The 13,557-nt window shown below is 67.2% G+C and carries 13 protein-coding genes; 8 read left to right on the forward strand and 5 right to left on the reverse strand.

Going from position 1 to position 13,557, the window contains the following annotated elements:
* Positions 1-8 precede the first annotated feature (8 nt).
* Together JUB11_RS16165 and JUB11_RS16170 are read right to left on the reverse strand one after the other, a co-directional pair.
* Positions 9-251 (reverse strand): Lrp/AsnC ligand binding domain-containing protein, encoded by a 243-nt coding sequence (locus JUB11_RS16165; protein ID WP_207459597.1) that lies wholly within the window; start codon positions 249-251, stop codon positions 9-11.
* A 5-nt stretch (positions 252-256) separates the two neighbouring features.
* Positions 257-1,822 (reverse strand): DEAD/DEAH box helicase, encoded by a 1,566-nt coding sequence (locus JUB11_RS16170; RefSeq protein ID WP_207459598.1) that lies wholly within the window; start codon positions 1,820-1,822, stop codon positions 257-259.
* Between the two features lie 453 nt (positions 1,823-2,275).
* Here JUB11_RS16170 and JUB11_RS16175 point away from each other — a divergent pair, with 453 nt between their 5' ends.
* Together JUB11_RS16175 and JUB11_RS16180 are read left to right on the forward strand one after the other, a co-directional pair.
* Positions 2,276-2,833 (forward strand): hydrolase, encoded by a 558-nt coding sequence (locus tag JUB11_RS16175; protein ID WP_207459599.1) that lies wholly within the window; start codon positions 2,276-2,278, stop codon positions 2,831-2,833.
* On the forward strand, positions 2,830-3,540 hold the full coding sequence (locus tag JUB11_RS16180) for an alpha/beta fold hydrolase (RefSeq protein WP_348771447.1): 711 nt from the start codon (positions 2,830-2,832) through the stop codon (positions 3,538-3,540). Before JUB11_RS16175 ends, JUB11_RS16180 begins: the two co-directional genes overlap by 4 nt.
* A 158-nt stretch (positions 3,541-3,698) precedes the next feature.
* Here JUB11_RS16180 and JUB11_RS16185 read toward each other — a convergent pair whose 3' ends face one another.
* The 3 genes from JUB11_RS16185 to parE all read right to left on the reverse strand — a co-directional run bounded on the left by JUB11_RS16185 (position 3,699) and on the right by parE (position 6,638).
* The gene (locus JUB11_RS16185; protein WP_207459600.1) at positions 3,699-4,256 is read right to left on the reverse strand and encodes a hypothetical protein; all 558 of its coding nucleotides are present in this window, start codon (positions 4,254-4,256) and stop codon (positions 3,699-3,701) included.
* Positions 4,257-4,286: 30 nt separating this feature from the next.
* Positions 4,287-4,553 carry a hypothetical protein gene (locus tag JUB11_RS16190; protein ID WP_207459601.1) on the reverse strand — a complete coding sequence of 89 codons (267 nt, stop codon included), beginning with the start codon at positions 4,551-4,553 and terminating at the stop codon, positions 4,287-4,289.
* Between the two features lie 96 nt (positions 4,554-4,649).
* Complete coding sequence (gene parE, locus JUB11_RS16195) at positions 4,650-6,638, reverse strand: DNA topoisomerase IV subunit B (RefSeq protein ID WP_207459602.1); 1,989 nt, start codon at positions 6,636-6,638, stop codon at positions 4,650-4,652.
* 286 nt (positions 6,639-6,924) lie between these two features.
* On the opposite strand from parE, the gene JUB11_RS16200 reads away from it, so the two are divergent.
* The 6 genes from JUB11_RS16200 (at position 6,925) to lpdA (ending at position 13,533) form a co-directional block, all read left to right on the forward strand.
* Positions 6,925-7,323 (forward strand): acyl-CoA thioesterase, encoded by a 399-nt coding sequence (locus tag JUB11_RS16200; RefSeq protein WP_207459603.1) that lies wholly within the window; start codon positions 6,925-6,927, stop codon positions 7,321-7,323.
* Between the two features lie 206 nt (positions 7,324-7,529).
* Positions 7,530-7,913 carry a septum formation initiator family protein gene (locus tag JUB11_RS16205; RefSeq protein WP_207459604.1) on the forward strand — a complete coding sequence of 128 codons (384 nt, stop codon included), beginning with the start codon at positions 7,530-7,532 and terminating at the stop codon, positions 7,911-7,913.
* Positions 7,914-8,084: 171 nt separating this feature from the next.
* Complete coding sequence (gene pdhA / locus JUB11_RS16210) at positions 8,085-9,098, forward strand: pyruvate dehydrogenase (acetyl-transferring) E1 component subunit alpha (protein WP_207459605.1); 1,014 nt, start codon at positions 8,085-8,087, stop codon at positions 9,096-9,098.
* 80 nt (positions 9,099-9,178) lie between these two features.
* A complete protein-coding gene (locus JUB11_RS16215) occupies positions 9,179-10,570 on the forward strand; it encodes a pyruvate dehydrogenase complex E1 component subunit beta (protein WP_207459606.1) in 1,392 nt (463 codons plus the stop codon).
* Positions 10,571-10,582: 12 nt separating this feature from the next.
* Positions 10,583-11,983 carry a pyruvate dehydrogenase complex dihydrolipoamide acetyltransferase gene (locus JUB11_RS16220; RefSeq protein ID WP_207459607.1) on the forward strand — a complete coding sequence of 467 codons (1,401 nt, stop codon included), beginning with the start codon at positions 10,583-10,585 and terminating at the stop codon, positions 11,981-11,983.
* Between the two features lie 152 nt (positions 11,984-12,135).
* The gene (gene lpdA / locus JUB11_RS16225) at positions 12,136-13,533 is read left to right on the forward strand and encodes a dihydrolipoyl dehydrogenase (RefSeq protein ID WP_207459608.1); all 1,398 of its coding nucleotides are present in this window, start codon (positions 12,136-12,138) and stop codon (positions 13,531-13,533) included.
* Positions 13,534-13,557 lie beyond the last annotated feature (24 nt).

Raw genomic sequence — 13,557 nt, forward strand, 5'->3', positions numbered from 1 at the left:
GCCCGGCGTTATGCGAAGGCCTTGAAGGCGATCAACGTGAAGGTGTCGCGCACGCCGGACAGCGTCTGGATGTTCTCGGTCACGAATCGGCCGATGTCGGTGTCCTGCGGCAGGTAGCATTTCATCAGGAGATCGTACTGGCCGGAGGTGGAATGCACCTCCGACACCTGTTCGACCTCCTGCACGGCCTGGTCGGCCACGAGATACGCCTTGCCCAGCTCGCATTTGACCATGACGAAGATGGTCTGCATCGGGATCAGCCCTCCTGGGGCGGGTCGACGTTCTCCACCGGCCGCGGGCGGGCGGAGCGCAGCATGAAGGCCGGCATGTGGTCGCCGAAGCCGACGACGGGCGAATCGTCCTCGTCCTCATGGCGGCGGCGGCGGTCACCACGATCGCGATCGCGGTCGCGCCGCGGATCGGCCCGCCGGGACTCGGCGGCCGGTGCCAACTCGCGCGGGTGCGCATGCTCCTCGCGGGGTTGGCGCTCTTCCCGGACATGGACCTCGCGCGGCTGGCGCTCCTCTCGGGGCTGCCGTTCTTCCCGAGGCTGACGCTCCGGCCTCGCCTCGCGGGGCTGCCGTTCCTCGCGCGCCTGGGGCTCCGGCCTCTCCTCGCGCGGCTTGCGCTCCTCGCGGGCCGCGGCGGGCTTGCGCCCACGGCCCCGGCCCCGGCTGTCTTCCTCGCTCAGTTCCGGCGATTCGAGACCGTCGATGGAAATCAGCGGGATCTCTCGCTTGATCAGGCGGTTGATCGCGGCGACCTGCTTGCCGTCGTCCGGGGCGGCCAGCGTGAAGGCGCGGCCGGCTTTGCCGGCGCGGCCCGTGCGGCCGATGCGGTGGACGTAGTCCTCGGCGCTGACCGGAACGTCGAAGTTGAAGACGTGGCTGACGCTCTGCACGTCGATGCCGCGCGCGGCGACGTCGGAGCAGACGAGCAGCGTGATCTCGCCCTGCTTGAAGGCCTCCAGCGTCTCGGTGCGCTTGGACTGCGGCATGTCGCCGTGCAGTTCGCCGGCGTTGAAGCCGTGGCGAACCAGGGACTTCTGCAGGATGGCGACGTCGCGCTTGCGGTTGCAGAAGATGAAGGCGTTCTTCACGTCCTCCGTCTGCAGCAGGTGCCGCAGCGCCTTGCGCTTGTCTTCCTCCTGGACCACGACCAGCGCCTGCGTCACCGTCTCCGCGGTGGAAGCGGGGGGCGCCACGGTCACTTCCTTCGGGTTCGACAGGAAGGCGTCGGCGAGGCGCCGGATCTCAGGCGCCATCGTCGCCGAGAAGAACAGCGTCTGACGCATCTTCGGCAGCATGCCGACGATACGCTCGATGTCGGGGATGAAGCCCATGTCGAGCATCCGGTCCGCCTCGTCGATGACGAGGACCTTGATGTCGTTGAGCATGATGTTGCCACGCTCGAACAGATCGATCAGGCGGCCTGGCGTCGCGATCAGGACGTCCACGCCGCGGTCGAGCTTCTTGACCTGCTCGGAGAAGGTTTCCCCGCCGATGAGCAGGGCCATGCTCATCTTGTTGTACTTGCCGTAGGTCTCGAAGCTTTCGGCGACCTGGGCGGCCAGCTCGCGCGTCGGCTCCAGGATCAGCGAACGCGGCATGCGCGCCCGTGCCCGGCCGGACGCCAGGATCTGGATCATCGGCAGTGTGAAGCCCGCCGTCTTGCCGGTTCCGGTCTGCGCGCAGCCGAGGACGTCCCGGCCCTGGAGGACCAGGGGGATCGCCTGTTCCTGAATCGGTGTCGGCTGGGTGTAACCCTTGTCCTCAATGGCGCGCAGGACTTCAGGGCCAAGCCCAAGTTCCGAAAAAAGCATCCAACCTGATTTCTGTCTGGAGTACGAGAATCGGGCCTCATAGCCCGACGATTAGATGGTGCCGCAGAATATGAAGTCAAATGGAGGAGTCAACATATCTCGCGCGTCAGGGCGTGAAATCCCACGCTTCAGGGTGATTTTCGCCGGTCCGGCGTGCCGGACGCCATCGAAGGGCGTCCAACGGAATCGGCGAGGCATGCGTGTCTAAGCCAAGACAAGATCCTGATTTTTACTTGACATGCGGCAATAGGATTCTGGTGAATGGCATGTTTCTTAAATAAAACGCGTTTGGCCTCGCCGCTTTCGGGGACCAACAGCTCGCCATGGTGCCGGACGCTTCCGCAGCGTGAAAGAGTACGGGGATGCGTCGAATCGGGTTTGCCCGGTTCCGCTTTGCCGTTTCCGGCGGATGTCCCTATCCTCCTGGCCTGCGGATTTCCGGAGGAGGGTTCCATGCTGTTGTCGGCCAAGCGCTCCACCCTCGTCATCGTGGACGTGCAGGAACGGGTCGCCCCCGCCATCCACGAGGCGGGCCGCGTGCTCGGCAACCTTAGGATTCTGCTGCGGGCGGCGCGCGAACTCGGCGTGCCCGTGCTGATCACCGAGCACTATCCGAAGGGCCTCGGCCCGACCGTGGCTGCCATCCTGGACGAGGCACCGGACGCCGCCGTGATCGAGAAGATCAGCTTCGCCAGCATCGGCGCGCTGCCCTTCCTCGACCGGCTGGCGGAAGGCGGACGCGACCAGATCGTGGTCGCCGGGATGGAGGCGCATGTCTGCGTGCTTCAGACGGCGCTCGGGCTACGCATGCGGGGGCATGACGTCTTCCTCGTGGCCGACGCGGTGTCGTCGCGGGTGCCGGAGAACGCGCGCCTGGCGGTCGAGCGGATGCGCCAGAACGGCGTGTCGGCGGTGACCACGGAGATGGTCGCCTTCGAATGGCTGGAGCGAGCCGACACGCCGTCTTTCAAGGCCCTCATCGGCCTCATCAAGGGAAAGGAAGAAGCGTGAGCATCAGTGACAGGCCGGCCCTCGTGATGCTGCCGGGAATGCATCTGGACGCGGCGCTCTGGGAGCACCAGACGGCCCATCTGGCCGATGTCGCCGATCCGCAGGTGGCCGACATCACCGGCCACGACTCGGTGGATGGGCTCGCCCGCGCCGTGCTCGACACGGCGCCCGAACGCTTCGCGCTCGCCGGCCTGTCGATGGGCGGCTATGTCGCGCTGGAGATCATGCGGCGCGCGCCGGAACGGGTGATCAAGCTGGCGCTGCTGGACACCAACGCCCGCGCGGACCTGCCGGAGCAAACGGCCAACCGCCAGCAGGCCATCGGCTTCGTCCTGAAGGGGCGGCTGCGCCAGGTGGTGTCCGTCGGGATGGCGAAGCTGATCCATCCCGACCGCCTGTCGGACGAGCCGCTTGTCGCCTCCATCCATGCCCAGGCGCAGAGGGTCGGGCCGGAGGCCTACGCCCGCCAGCAGACGGCCAACATGAACCGGCCGGACAGCCGCCCGGACCTCGGCGCGATCCGCTGCCCGACCCTGGTCCTCTGCGGGCGCCAGGACGCGCTGACCCCGCCGGAGTTGCACGCCGAGATGACCGACGCCATACCGGGAGCACGCATGGCCGTCATCGAGGATTGCGGCCATCTGGCACCCATGGAGCGCCCGCAGGCGGTGACGGCGCTGCTGCGCGAATGGCTCGTCCACGGGTGATACCGGGTTCGGAAAATTCCGACCTCCGAACCCGGTATGGGGCCGCGACTGCGGCCCCGCGCCCCGTGGCGCGGAAGTCCCGACCACAGGTCAGGACTTCATGAAAATCGTATAAGAAGGCTTCGTGGGCGGACCCTCCCGGCTCCACCCGGAAAGGTTCAGCAGTCCGTGCCGGAACAGGAGTCGAAATCGTTCTCGGAACGGTGCGCGGGGAACAGCGAAAAGGTCATGTCGCTGATCAACTGGCGGAAGGACGGGTCGTCGGGCGAGCGCACCTCGTCCATCCAGCCGGTCGCCGAGGTCAGGGTGCCGGAGGAGCGGCAAAAGGCGCCCTGCACCACGATCGGTCCGCCCGGCGGTGCGGTGGGGATGGTCGGCATACCGCAGAGCGAGGAGTTCAGCAGGTTTTCCGTCGGATTGAAGGCCAGAACGACGCGGTAGTCGCGCCGGGCCGTCTCGTTCGGCGTGGTGGTGAAGTTGGTGCGGACACCGAAGATGCGGTTCTGCATGGAATCCGTCACCAGCCGCCCGAAGGCCTGCTGGTTCATGGGGAAGGGGTTGCCGTGCACGACCACCCGCAGGTCGCGGTCGGCGGCGGCATAGGCCACCTCACCCTGTGTGTAGGCCGGTGCCGGAAGGTCCGAGACGACGCGTTCGGAACAGGCCGCCGTGGCGAGGGCCAGGGCGAGCACCGCGATGCGGAAAGGAACGCTCATCGGAAAACCGCGATCAGGTTGAAGCCACGCTCAAGAATGGGAAGCGGGGCAGGGCGCGGCAAGGCGAACAGCCAAATATTGGGCGATTCGACCGACGGCGACCCGGGTCTGGACCGTCGTTTCCGTTGACCAGAAGGATCGGCTTCTCGGCATCGGCGCCCGGCGGAAACCAGGGCCGGCGAAGAAACCGGTTCGGCTCGTCGGATAGACGGCAATGTCGATGACCTTGCCCTCTTGGCCAGCCAACTCGCCGAACATTTCGAACGCCTGTTCAAGCAGGTCCCTCGACAGTTCCATGACGCATCCACCAGCAGCCCGTCGAAGGAAACCGTTCGATGTTCTGCCACAGGGTGATCCAGAGGTCCCTCGACCGGCTGTGGAGAAAAGCGCCGATCACACGTCGATTTCGTCCGCGCTGACGAATTTCGCGTTCTCCTGGATGAATTGGAAGCGCAGCTCCGCCTTGCGGCCCATCAGGCTTTCGACGAGGCCCTTGGTGCGCTGAAACTCCTCCTGCTCCTCCGGGTCGGCGGCGTTGGGCACGACCACGCGCAGGAGGGTGCGCTTGGACGGGTCCATCGTCGTGTCGCGGAGCTGGGCGGGCATCATCTCGCCCAGGCCCTTGAAGCGGCTGATCTCCACCTTCTTGCCGGCGAAGGACTTCTTCATCAGCTCGTCCTTGTGGGCATCGTCGCGGGCGTAGGCGGTCTTGGAGCCGTGCGACAGACGGTAGAGCGGCGGCAGGGCCAGGTAGAGGTGGCCGTTCTGGATCAGGCCGGGCATCTCCCGGTAGAAGAAGGTCATCAGCAGCGAGGCGATGTGCGCGCCGTCCACGTCGGCGTCGGTCATGATGATGACCCGCTCGTAGCGCAGCTTGTCGCTGGAGAAATCCTTGCCCATCCCGCAGCCGAGCGCCTGGCCCAGGTCGTTCAGCTCCTGGTTCCCCTTCATCTTGTCGAGCGAGGCGCTCGCGACGTTCAGGATCTTGCCGCGCAGCGGGAGGATCGCCTGGGTCTCGCGGTTGCGCGCCTGCTTGGCCGATCCACCCGCCGAGTCGCCCTCGACCAGGAAGATCTCCGTGCCCTCCGGCGAGTTCCGCGAGCAGTCCGCGAGCTTGCCCGGCAGCCGCAGGCGGCGGGTAGCCGTCTTGCGGGTCATCTCCTTGCTCTGCTTGCGGCGCGCGCGCTCCTCCGCCTTCTCGATCAGCCGTTCGAGCAGGGCGTTGGAGGCGGCGGGATCGCCGGAGAGCCAATGGTCGAAATGGTCCTTCACGGCCGTTTCCACGAGGCGCTGCGCCTCGGCCGTGACCAGCTTCTCCTTGGTCTGGCCCTGGAAATGCGGCTCGCGGATGAAGACGGACAGCAGGATGCAGGCCTCGCCCATCACGTCGTCCGCGGTGACCTGGCCGGCGCGCTTGTTGTTCGTCAGCTCGCCATAGGCCTTCAGGCCGCGCGTCAGGGCGGAGCGCAGCCCCGCCTCGTGCGTGCCGCCCTGCGGAGTGGGCACGGTGTTGCAGTAGGTGTGCGAGAAGCCTTCCTCATCCTCCGGCCAGGCGATGGCCCACTCCACGCGCCCCTGGGCGTTCGGGAAGTCGAGCGCGCCCGCGAAGTGCGAGGGCGTCAGCGTCCGCCGATCCTTCAGCGCCGCGCTGAGATAGTCGAGCAAGCCGCCGGGAAAATGCAGCGTCTCCTGCGCGGGTGTCGTCGAGTCGGGCGACAGCAAGGACGGGTCGCAGCTCCAGCGGATCTCCACGCCCCGGTAGAGATAGGCCTTGGAGCGCGCAAGCCGGTACAGCCGGAAGGGCTCGAACCGGGCGGCCTCGCCGAAGATCTCCGCGTCCGGATGGAAGCGGATCGTGGTGCCGCGCCGGTTGGCGCCGCCCTGCTTTGCCAGCGGCCCGAGCGGGGTGCCGCGGCTGTAGTTCTGGACGTGGAGCTGGCGGTCGCGCGCGATCTCCACCGTCAACCGGTCAGAGAGCGCGTTCACGACCGACAGGCCGACGCCGTGCAGGCCGCCCGAGGTCTGGTAGACCTTGTTCGAGAACTTGCCGCCGGAATGAAGCGTGGTGAGGATGACCTCCAGCGCCGACTTGCCGGGGTATTTCGGGTGGTCGTCGATGGGGATGCCCCGGCCGTTGTCGCGCACCGTCACGGTGTTGTCCGCGCCAAGCTCCAGGTCGATGCGGCTGGCATGGCCCGCCACCGCCTCGTCCATCGCGTTGTCCAGCACCTCCGCCACCAGATGGTGCAGCGCACGGTCGTCGGTGCCGCCGATGTACATGCCCGGACGGCGCCGGACAGGCTCCAGCCCCTCCAGGACTTCGATGTCCTGGGCGGAGTAGCTTTCGGCCTTGCGGGCCGTGTTTTCGAAAAGGTCGCTCATGAGCCAATAGTAGGAATTTCGTCAGAGGGGTGCAAGCGGATGCGGCGCGCCATGGCCGCAAAATGTTCTCTTTATGTTCCGCTGTCCAGTGTGGACGAGGCGGGCATGCGGATCGGCTGGCTTTCCCCTCGCCTTACCACGAAGCGGGCCTCCGGCGCATGTGAGGATCATGTGAGCATCCCGGGCCGAAGGGCGGGGCGGCGGACGGTCTCCGGCTTTTCCGTGGTGAAAGGAGGGCGTCTGTCGAATACTGGCGGCCTTGAGCCAACCAGGACCGGGAACCGACATGCCGGACGTCACGCCCTCCGAACTGAACCATGGCCCCGCGCTGCGCACCATCGCCATGCCCGCGGACACCAACCCCAACGGCGACATCTTCGGCGGCTGGCTGCTGTCGCAGATGGATCTCGCCGGCGGCATCGTCGCGATGCAGCGGGCCGCCGGGCGCTGCGTCACGGTCGGCATCGAGGCGATGACCTTCCACAAGCCCGTGCTGATTGGGGACGAGGTGAGCTGCTTCGGCACGGTGGAGAAGGTCGGGCGCACCTCGATCCGCGTGAAGGTGGAGAGCTGGGTGCGGCGGATCCGGCCGGAGGGCGTGGAGACGATGAAAGTCACCGAGGGCGTCTTCACCTATGTGGCCATCGACGCCGAGCGGCGCCCGCGCGAGGTCCCGGCGGGCTGACCCTTTCCGGTCCTTCTTTTCACCCCGTCTTTGGACCGGCCGGCGGAAAGGCGGGCGGCGGTTCCGTTTTGTTCGCGGTCATAGAGGCTGTTCGCGCCATTACTCTGTGGCGCAAACAACGCGGTCCGGTGAGTTCTTTGAAACCACCCCTTTCGCGCCCGCTTTTCGTTTGACGGCCCGATTCGCGCTGTGATTCCATGCGCCCCATGACGATGCTCGACTCCCTCACCAGCACGCTGAAACGCGCCGCCAAAAGCGCCTTCCGGCACACCATCGGCCCAGCCATCGGCGCCTGCGTCGTGGCCTATTTCGTCTATTACGCGGTGCAGGGCGACCGCGGCCTGATCGCGCTGAAGCAGATCCAGGGCGAGATCGCCCAGGCGGAGGCGACGCTGGAGCAGGTGAAGGCCGAGCGGGAGCGCATGGACCGCCGCGCCCAGCTGCTGCGCGGCGACAATCTCGACCCGGACATGCTGGACGAGCGGGCCCGTACGATGCTGAACCTTACCGGCCAGCGCGACGTCGTCATCAAGCTGGAGACGCCCTTCGGCCGGAACGTGGCCGAGAAGCAGCCAGAATCAGCCAATTAACCGGAAAGCGGTTAATCCGAAATTCGCTAGAAAAAACAACTCTTTGCGCGAACTGTTTCCGTGTTGTAGGGTACCGGCCGTGTTCACGCCCGGTCCGCTGCGTCATGCCCGCGTGACCAGAGGCGTCCTTGGCTGTTCGTTTGCGAGCATCGCAAAGCCCCTGGAGGAAACATGGTCGCGTCCCGACGCCGCCCCAAGCAGGATGACACTGCTCAGGCTCCCGCCGCTTCGGCCGAGGAGCTGGTTAAGTACTATCGCGAAATGCTGCTCATCCGCCGCTTCGAGGAGAAGGCGGGCCAGCTCTACGGCATGGGCCTGATCGGCGGCTTCTGCCACCTCTACATCGGCCAGGAAGCCGTCGTCGTCGGCGTTCAGGCGGCCCTCAAGGAGGGCGACGACGTCATCACCAGCTACCGCGACCACGGCCACATGCTGGCCTGCGGCATGGACCCCAAGGGCGTTATGGCCGAGCTGACCGGCCGCCGCGGGGGCTATTCCAAGGGCAAGGGCGGCTCGATGCACATGTTCAGCCGCGAGAAGAACTTCTACGGCGGCCACGGCATCGTCGGCGCGCAGGTTCCGCTCGGCACGGGGCTCGCCTTCTCGCACAAGTACAACAAGGATGACGGGCTGGCCGCGGTCTACAGCGGCGACGGCGCCATCAACCAGGGCCAAGTGTACGAGAGCTTCAACATGGCGGCTCTCTGGAAGCTGCCGGTTCTCTACATCATCGAGAACAACAAGTACGCGATGGGCACCGCCCAGGCGCGCGCCTCGGCCGGCGAGCTGCACCAGCGCGGCGCCGCCTACGGCATTCCGGGCGTCCAGGTCAACGGCATGAACGTGCTGGACGTGAAGGCCGCCGCCGAGGAGTGGGTGAAGTACATCCGCGAGGGCAACGGCCCGGTCATTCTTGAGATGAAGACCTACCGCTACCGCGGCCACTCGATGTCCGACCCGGCCAAGTACCGGACCAAGGAGGAGGTCGAGAAGATGCGGACGGAGTCCGACCCCATCGACCAGATGAAGGCGACCCTGCTCGAGGGCGGTCACATCACCGAGGACCAGCTCAAGGAGATCGACCGCGAGGTGAAGGCGGTGGTCACCGAGGCCGCCGAGTTCGCCCAGCAGAGCCCGGAGCCCGATCCGTCGGAGCTGTGGACCGACGTCCTCGTCGAATCCTGAGTCGAAACCACAAAGCGGGAGCGGCGCCGCAGCCCGGGCGGGCAATGACCCGGGACTCGCGCGCCGCCGGAGGTTGAGGAATGCCGATCGAAGTGTTGATGCCGGCGCTGTCGCCCACCATGACGGAGGGCAAGCTGGCCAAGTGGCTCAAGAAAGAGGGTGACGCGGTCAAGTCCGGCGACGTGCTCGCCGAGATCGAGACCGACAAGGCGACCATGGAGGTCGAGGCGGTCGACGAGGGGCGCATCGGCAAGATCCTCGTCGCCGAGGGCACGGACAACGTCGCCGTGAACACCCCCATCGCCGTCCTGCTGGAGGAAGGCGAGAGCGCGGTCGAGAACCTGTCCAACATCGAGGAGTCCACCCCGAAGACCGTGGCCGAGCCGGTGGTCAAGGACAGCGGCGCCCGCCCCGACGCGACGCTGCCGACCGGCCCGTCCAAGGGTCCGGCCGCCGCCCCCGCCATGGACGAGGACAAGTTCTTCGCCAAGACCGTGAAGAAGACGGTCCGCGAGTCGCTGCGCGACGCCATGGCCGAAGAAATGCGCCGTGACGCCAAGGTCTTCGTCATGGGCGAGGAGGTCGCCGAGTACCAGGGCGCCTACAAGGTCACCCAGGGGCTGCTCCAGGAGTTCGGCGCCGACCGCGTCATCGACACCCCGATCACCGAGCACGGCTTCGCCGGCCTCGCCGTCGGCGCCGGCTTCAAGGGGCTGAAGCCGATCGTCGAGTTCATGACCTTCAACTTCGCCATGCAGGCGATCGACCAGATCATCAACTCCGCTGCCAAGACGCTCTACATGTCCGGCGGCCAGATGGGCTGCCCGATCGTGTTCCGCGGCCCCAACGGCGCCGCCTCCCGCGTGGGCGCCCAGCACTCCCAGGACTATGCCTCCTGGTACGCGCACTGCCCGGGCCTGAAGGTGATCGCGCCCTATTCGGCGTCGGACGCCAAGGGCCTGCTGAAGGCCGCCATCCGCGACCCGAACCCGGTTGTCTTCCTCGAGCACGAGATCCTCTACGGCCACTCCTTCGAGGTGCCGGAGGACGAGGATTTCGTCCTGCCGATCGGCAAGGCCAAGATCATGCGCGAGGGCAAGGACGTGACCATCACGGCCTATTCCTACATGGTCGGCCACGCGCTCGCCGCCGCCGAGACGCTGGCCCAGCAGGGCATCGAGGCGGAGGTGATCAACCTGCGCACGATCCGTCCGCTGGACGTCGAGACCATCGTCAACAGCGTGAAGAAGACCAACCGTCTCGTCTCCGTCGAGGAAGGCTGGCCCTTCGCCGGCATCGGCGCCGAGATGGCCGCGCTGATGATGGAGCACGCCTTCGACTATCTCGATGCGCCGGTCGTCCGCGTGCACGGCGTGGACGTGCCGCTGCCCTACGCCGCGAACCTTGAAAAGCTGGCCCTGCCGCAGCCCGACAACATCGTCGCGGCCGCGAAGCAGGTCTGCTACCGCTGAGAGGGCACGCACATGACCGTACAGATCCTGATGCCCGCCCTCTCTCCGACGATGACGGAGGGCAACCTCGCCCGCTGGCTCAAGAAGGAAGGCGACGAGGTCAAGGCCGGCGACGTGATCGCCGAGATCGAGACCGACAAGGCCACGATGGAAGTCGAGGCCGTCGATGAGGGCCGCATCGGCCGCATCCTCGTCCAGGAGGGCACGCAGGGGGTGGCCGTGAACACCCCCATCGCGGTCCTGCTGGAAGAGGGCGAGGACGAGGGCGCCCTGGCTTCCGCCGGCGGCTCCGGCAGTGGGGCCGGCGGCGGTGCCGCCACGGCCTCCGGCCCGGCCGGCTACGGCGCTCCGGCCGCCGCTCCGGCGGACCAGGACGGCGCCGTGGCGCCGAAGTCCGCAGCCCCGGCGTCGGCTCCGGCCCAGCCGGCGGCGAGCGGCGGCCAGGGCACCGCCGGGGGCGAACGCGTCTTCGCCAGCCCGCTGGCACGCCGCGTCGCCGAGCAGGCCGGCATCGATCTCGGCGCCGTGAAGGGCAGCGGCCCGAACGGCCGCATCGTTAAGGCCGACGTCGAGGCCGCCAAGGCCGGCGGCGGCGCCAAGCCGGCGTCCGCCGAGGCACCGAAGGCCGCTCCGGCTCCGGCGGCTCCATCCGCCGCCCCCGTCGCGGCACCCGCCCCGGCGGTGAAGCCGGCGGGCATCGACGCCAAGGAGTATTCGGACAAGCTCGGCATGGCCTACACGGCCATCCCGAACAGCGGCATGCGCAAGACCATCTCCCGCCGCCTCACCGAGGTGACGCAGACGGTCCCGGACTACTTCCTCGCCATCGACATGGAGCTGGACGAGCTGCTGAAGGTCCGCGCCGACCTGAACAGCCGCTCCAAGGACTACAAGCTGTCGGTGAACGATTTCGTCATCCGTGCTGCGGCGCTGACGCTGAAGAAGTTCCCGCTGATCAACTCGGCCTGGTCCGAGGAGGCGATCCTGCGCTTCGACCACGCCGACATCTCGGTCGCCGTGGCGACGCCGACGGGCCTGATCACGCCGATCATCAAGAAGGCGGAGACCAAGGGCTTGGCCGAGATCTCCAACGAGATGAAGGACCTCGCCGTCCGTGCCCGCGACGGCAAGCTGAAGCCGGAAGAGTACCAGGGCGGGACCTTCTCCATCTCGAACCTCGGCATGTACGGCATCCGGGAGTTCCAGGCGATCATCAACCCGCCGCAGGCCTGCATCCTGGCCGTCGGCGCGGGCGAGCAGCGCCCGGTCGTGAAGAACGGCGCGCTCGCCATCGCCACGGTGATGACCTGCACCGTCACGGTCGACCACCGCGTGGCCGACGGCGCGCAGGGGGCGGAGTTCCTGGCCGCGCTGAAGAAGATGGTCGAGGATCCGCTCAGCATGCTGCTGTGACCGGAGCCTTCCGCCGGGCCGGGCTCCCCGGCCCGGCGGATGCCGGGTTTTGACGATCAACGAAGGCCTGCCGGGTGGATGGGGCTGATCCGCCGCTGATGGCCGGCGAAGCCGTCCGACGCAGCGCCTTGGAATCTTTGGGGAGAACACCCTTGGCCGACATGAACTACGACGTCATCGTGATCGGTGGCGGTCCGGGCGGCTATGTCGCGGCGATCCGCGCCGCCCAGCTTGGCCTGAGCACGGCGGTGATCGAGCGCGAGCATCTGGGCGGCATCTGCCTGAACTGGGGCTGCATCCCGACCAAGGCGCTGCTGCGCTCGGCCGAGGTGCTGCACACCATGAAGAACGCCGCCGCCTACGGCCTGTCGGCCCAGGGCGTGTCCTTCGACCTGCCCAAGGTCGTCGAGCGCTCGCGCAAGGTCGCCGGCCAGCTCAACGCCGGCGTCAAGGGGCTGCTGCGCAAGAACAAGGTCACGGTCATCGAGGGCAGCGCCAAGCTGGCCGGCAAGGGCACGGTGACGGTGGAGAAGGCCGGCGCGCCCGTCGGCAGCTACAGCGCCAAGCACATCATCGTCGCCACGGGCGCCCGCGCCCGCACCTTCCCCGGGCTGGAGGACGACGGCAAGCTGGTCTGGACCTACAAGAAGGCCATGACCCCGGACGTCATGCCGAAGTCGCTGCTGGTCATCGGCTCCGGCGCCATCGGCATCGAGTTCGCCAGCTTCTACAGCGCGCTGGGCGCCAAGGTGACCATCGTCGAGGTGATGGACCGCATCCTCCCCGTCGAGGATGAGGAGATCTCTGCCTTCGCCCGCAAGCAGTTCGAGAAGCAGGGCATGCGCATCATCACCGGCGGCAAGGCCGGCAACCTGCGCAAGGGCCCGGACAGCGTCACGGCCGCCATCGAGCATGGCGGCAAGACCGAGGACATCACCGTGGACCGGGTGATCGTCGCCGTCGGCATCTCGCCCAACACCGAAAATCTCGGCCTCGAGAACACCAGGGTGAAGCTCGACCGCGGCCACATCGTCACCAACCAGTGGTGCGAGACGGAGGAGCCTGGCCTCTACGCCATCGGCGACGTGACCGGCGCCCCCTGGCTCGCCCACAAGGCCAGCCACGAGGGCGTGATCGTCGCCGAGCACATCGCCGGCAAGCACCCGCACCCGCTGGACGTCCGCAACATCCCGGGCTGCACCTATTCGCACCCGCAGGTGGCTTCGGTCGGCCTGACGGAGAAGAAGGCCAAGGAACTCGGCCACGAGGTCCGGGTCGGGCGCTTCCCCTTCATCGGCAACGGCAAGGCCATAGCGCTCGGCGAGCCCGAGGGCATGGTGAAGACCGTGTTCGACGCCAAGACGGGCGAGTTGCTGGGCGCCCACATGGTCGGGGCCGAGGTGACGGAGCTGATCCAGGGCTACGGCATCGCCAAGACCATGGAGACCACCGAGCAGGAGCTGATGCACACGGTGTTCCCGCACCCGACCCTGTCGGAAATGATGCACGAGTCCGTCCTTGATGCCTACGGACGGGCTATCCATTTCTAACGAAGTTTCCGAGGCGATTTCTCC

Origin of the sequence: Azospirillum sp. SYSU D00513 (assembly GCF_017356015.1) — a bacterium.
GTDB lineage: Bacteria > Pseudomonadota > Alphaproteobacteria > Azospirillales > Azospirillaceae > Azospirillum.

Bases quoted from the DNA above. Each gene is read 5' to 3' on its own strand.
- JUB11_RS16165 (WP_207459597.1), bottom strand. From the start codon at position 251: ATGCAGACCATCTTCGTCATGGTCAAATGCGAGCTGGGCAAGGCGTAT.
- JUB11_RS16170 (WP_207459598.1), bottom strand. From the start codon at position 1,822: ATGCTTTTTTCGGAACTTGGGCTTGGCCCTGAAGTCCTGCGCGCCATT.
- JUB11_RS16175 (WP_207459599.1), top strand. From the start codon at position 2,276: ATGCTGTTGTCGGCCAAGCGCTCCACCCTCGTCATCGTGGACGTGCAG.
- JUB11_RS16185 (WP_207459600.1), bottom strand. From the start codon at position 4,256: ATGAGCGTTCCTTTCCGCATCGCGGTGCTCGCCCTGGCCCTCGCCACG.
- JUB11_RS16190 (WP_207459601.1), bottom strand. From the start codon at position 4,553: ATGGAACTGTCGAGGGACCTGCTTGAACAGGCGTTCGAAATGTTCGGC.
- parE (WP_207459602.1), bottom strand. From the start codon at position 6,638: ATGAGCGACCTTTTCGAAAACACGGCCCGCAAGGCCGAAAGCTACTCC.
- JUB11_RS16200 (WP_207459603.1), top strand. From the start codon at position 6,925: ATGCCGGACGTCACGCCCTCCGAACTGAACCATGGCCCCGCGCTGCGC.
- JUB11_RS16205 (WP_207459604.1), top strand. From the start codon at position 7,530: ATGACGATGCTCGACTCCCTCACCAGCACGCTGAAACGCGCCGCCAAA.
- pdhA (WP_207459605.1), top strand. From the start codon at position 8,085: ATGGTCGCGTCCCGACGCCGCCCCAAGCAGGATGACACTGCTCAGGCT.
- JUB11_RS16215 (WP_207459606.1), top strand. From the start codon at position 9,179: ATGCCGATCGAAGTGTTGATGCCGGCGCTGTCGCCCACCATGACGGAG.
- JUB11_RS16220 (WP_207459607.1), top strand. From the start codon at position 10,583: ATGACCGTACAGATCCTGATGCCCGCCCTCTCTCCGACGATGACGGAG.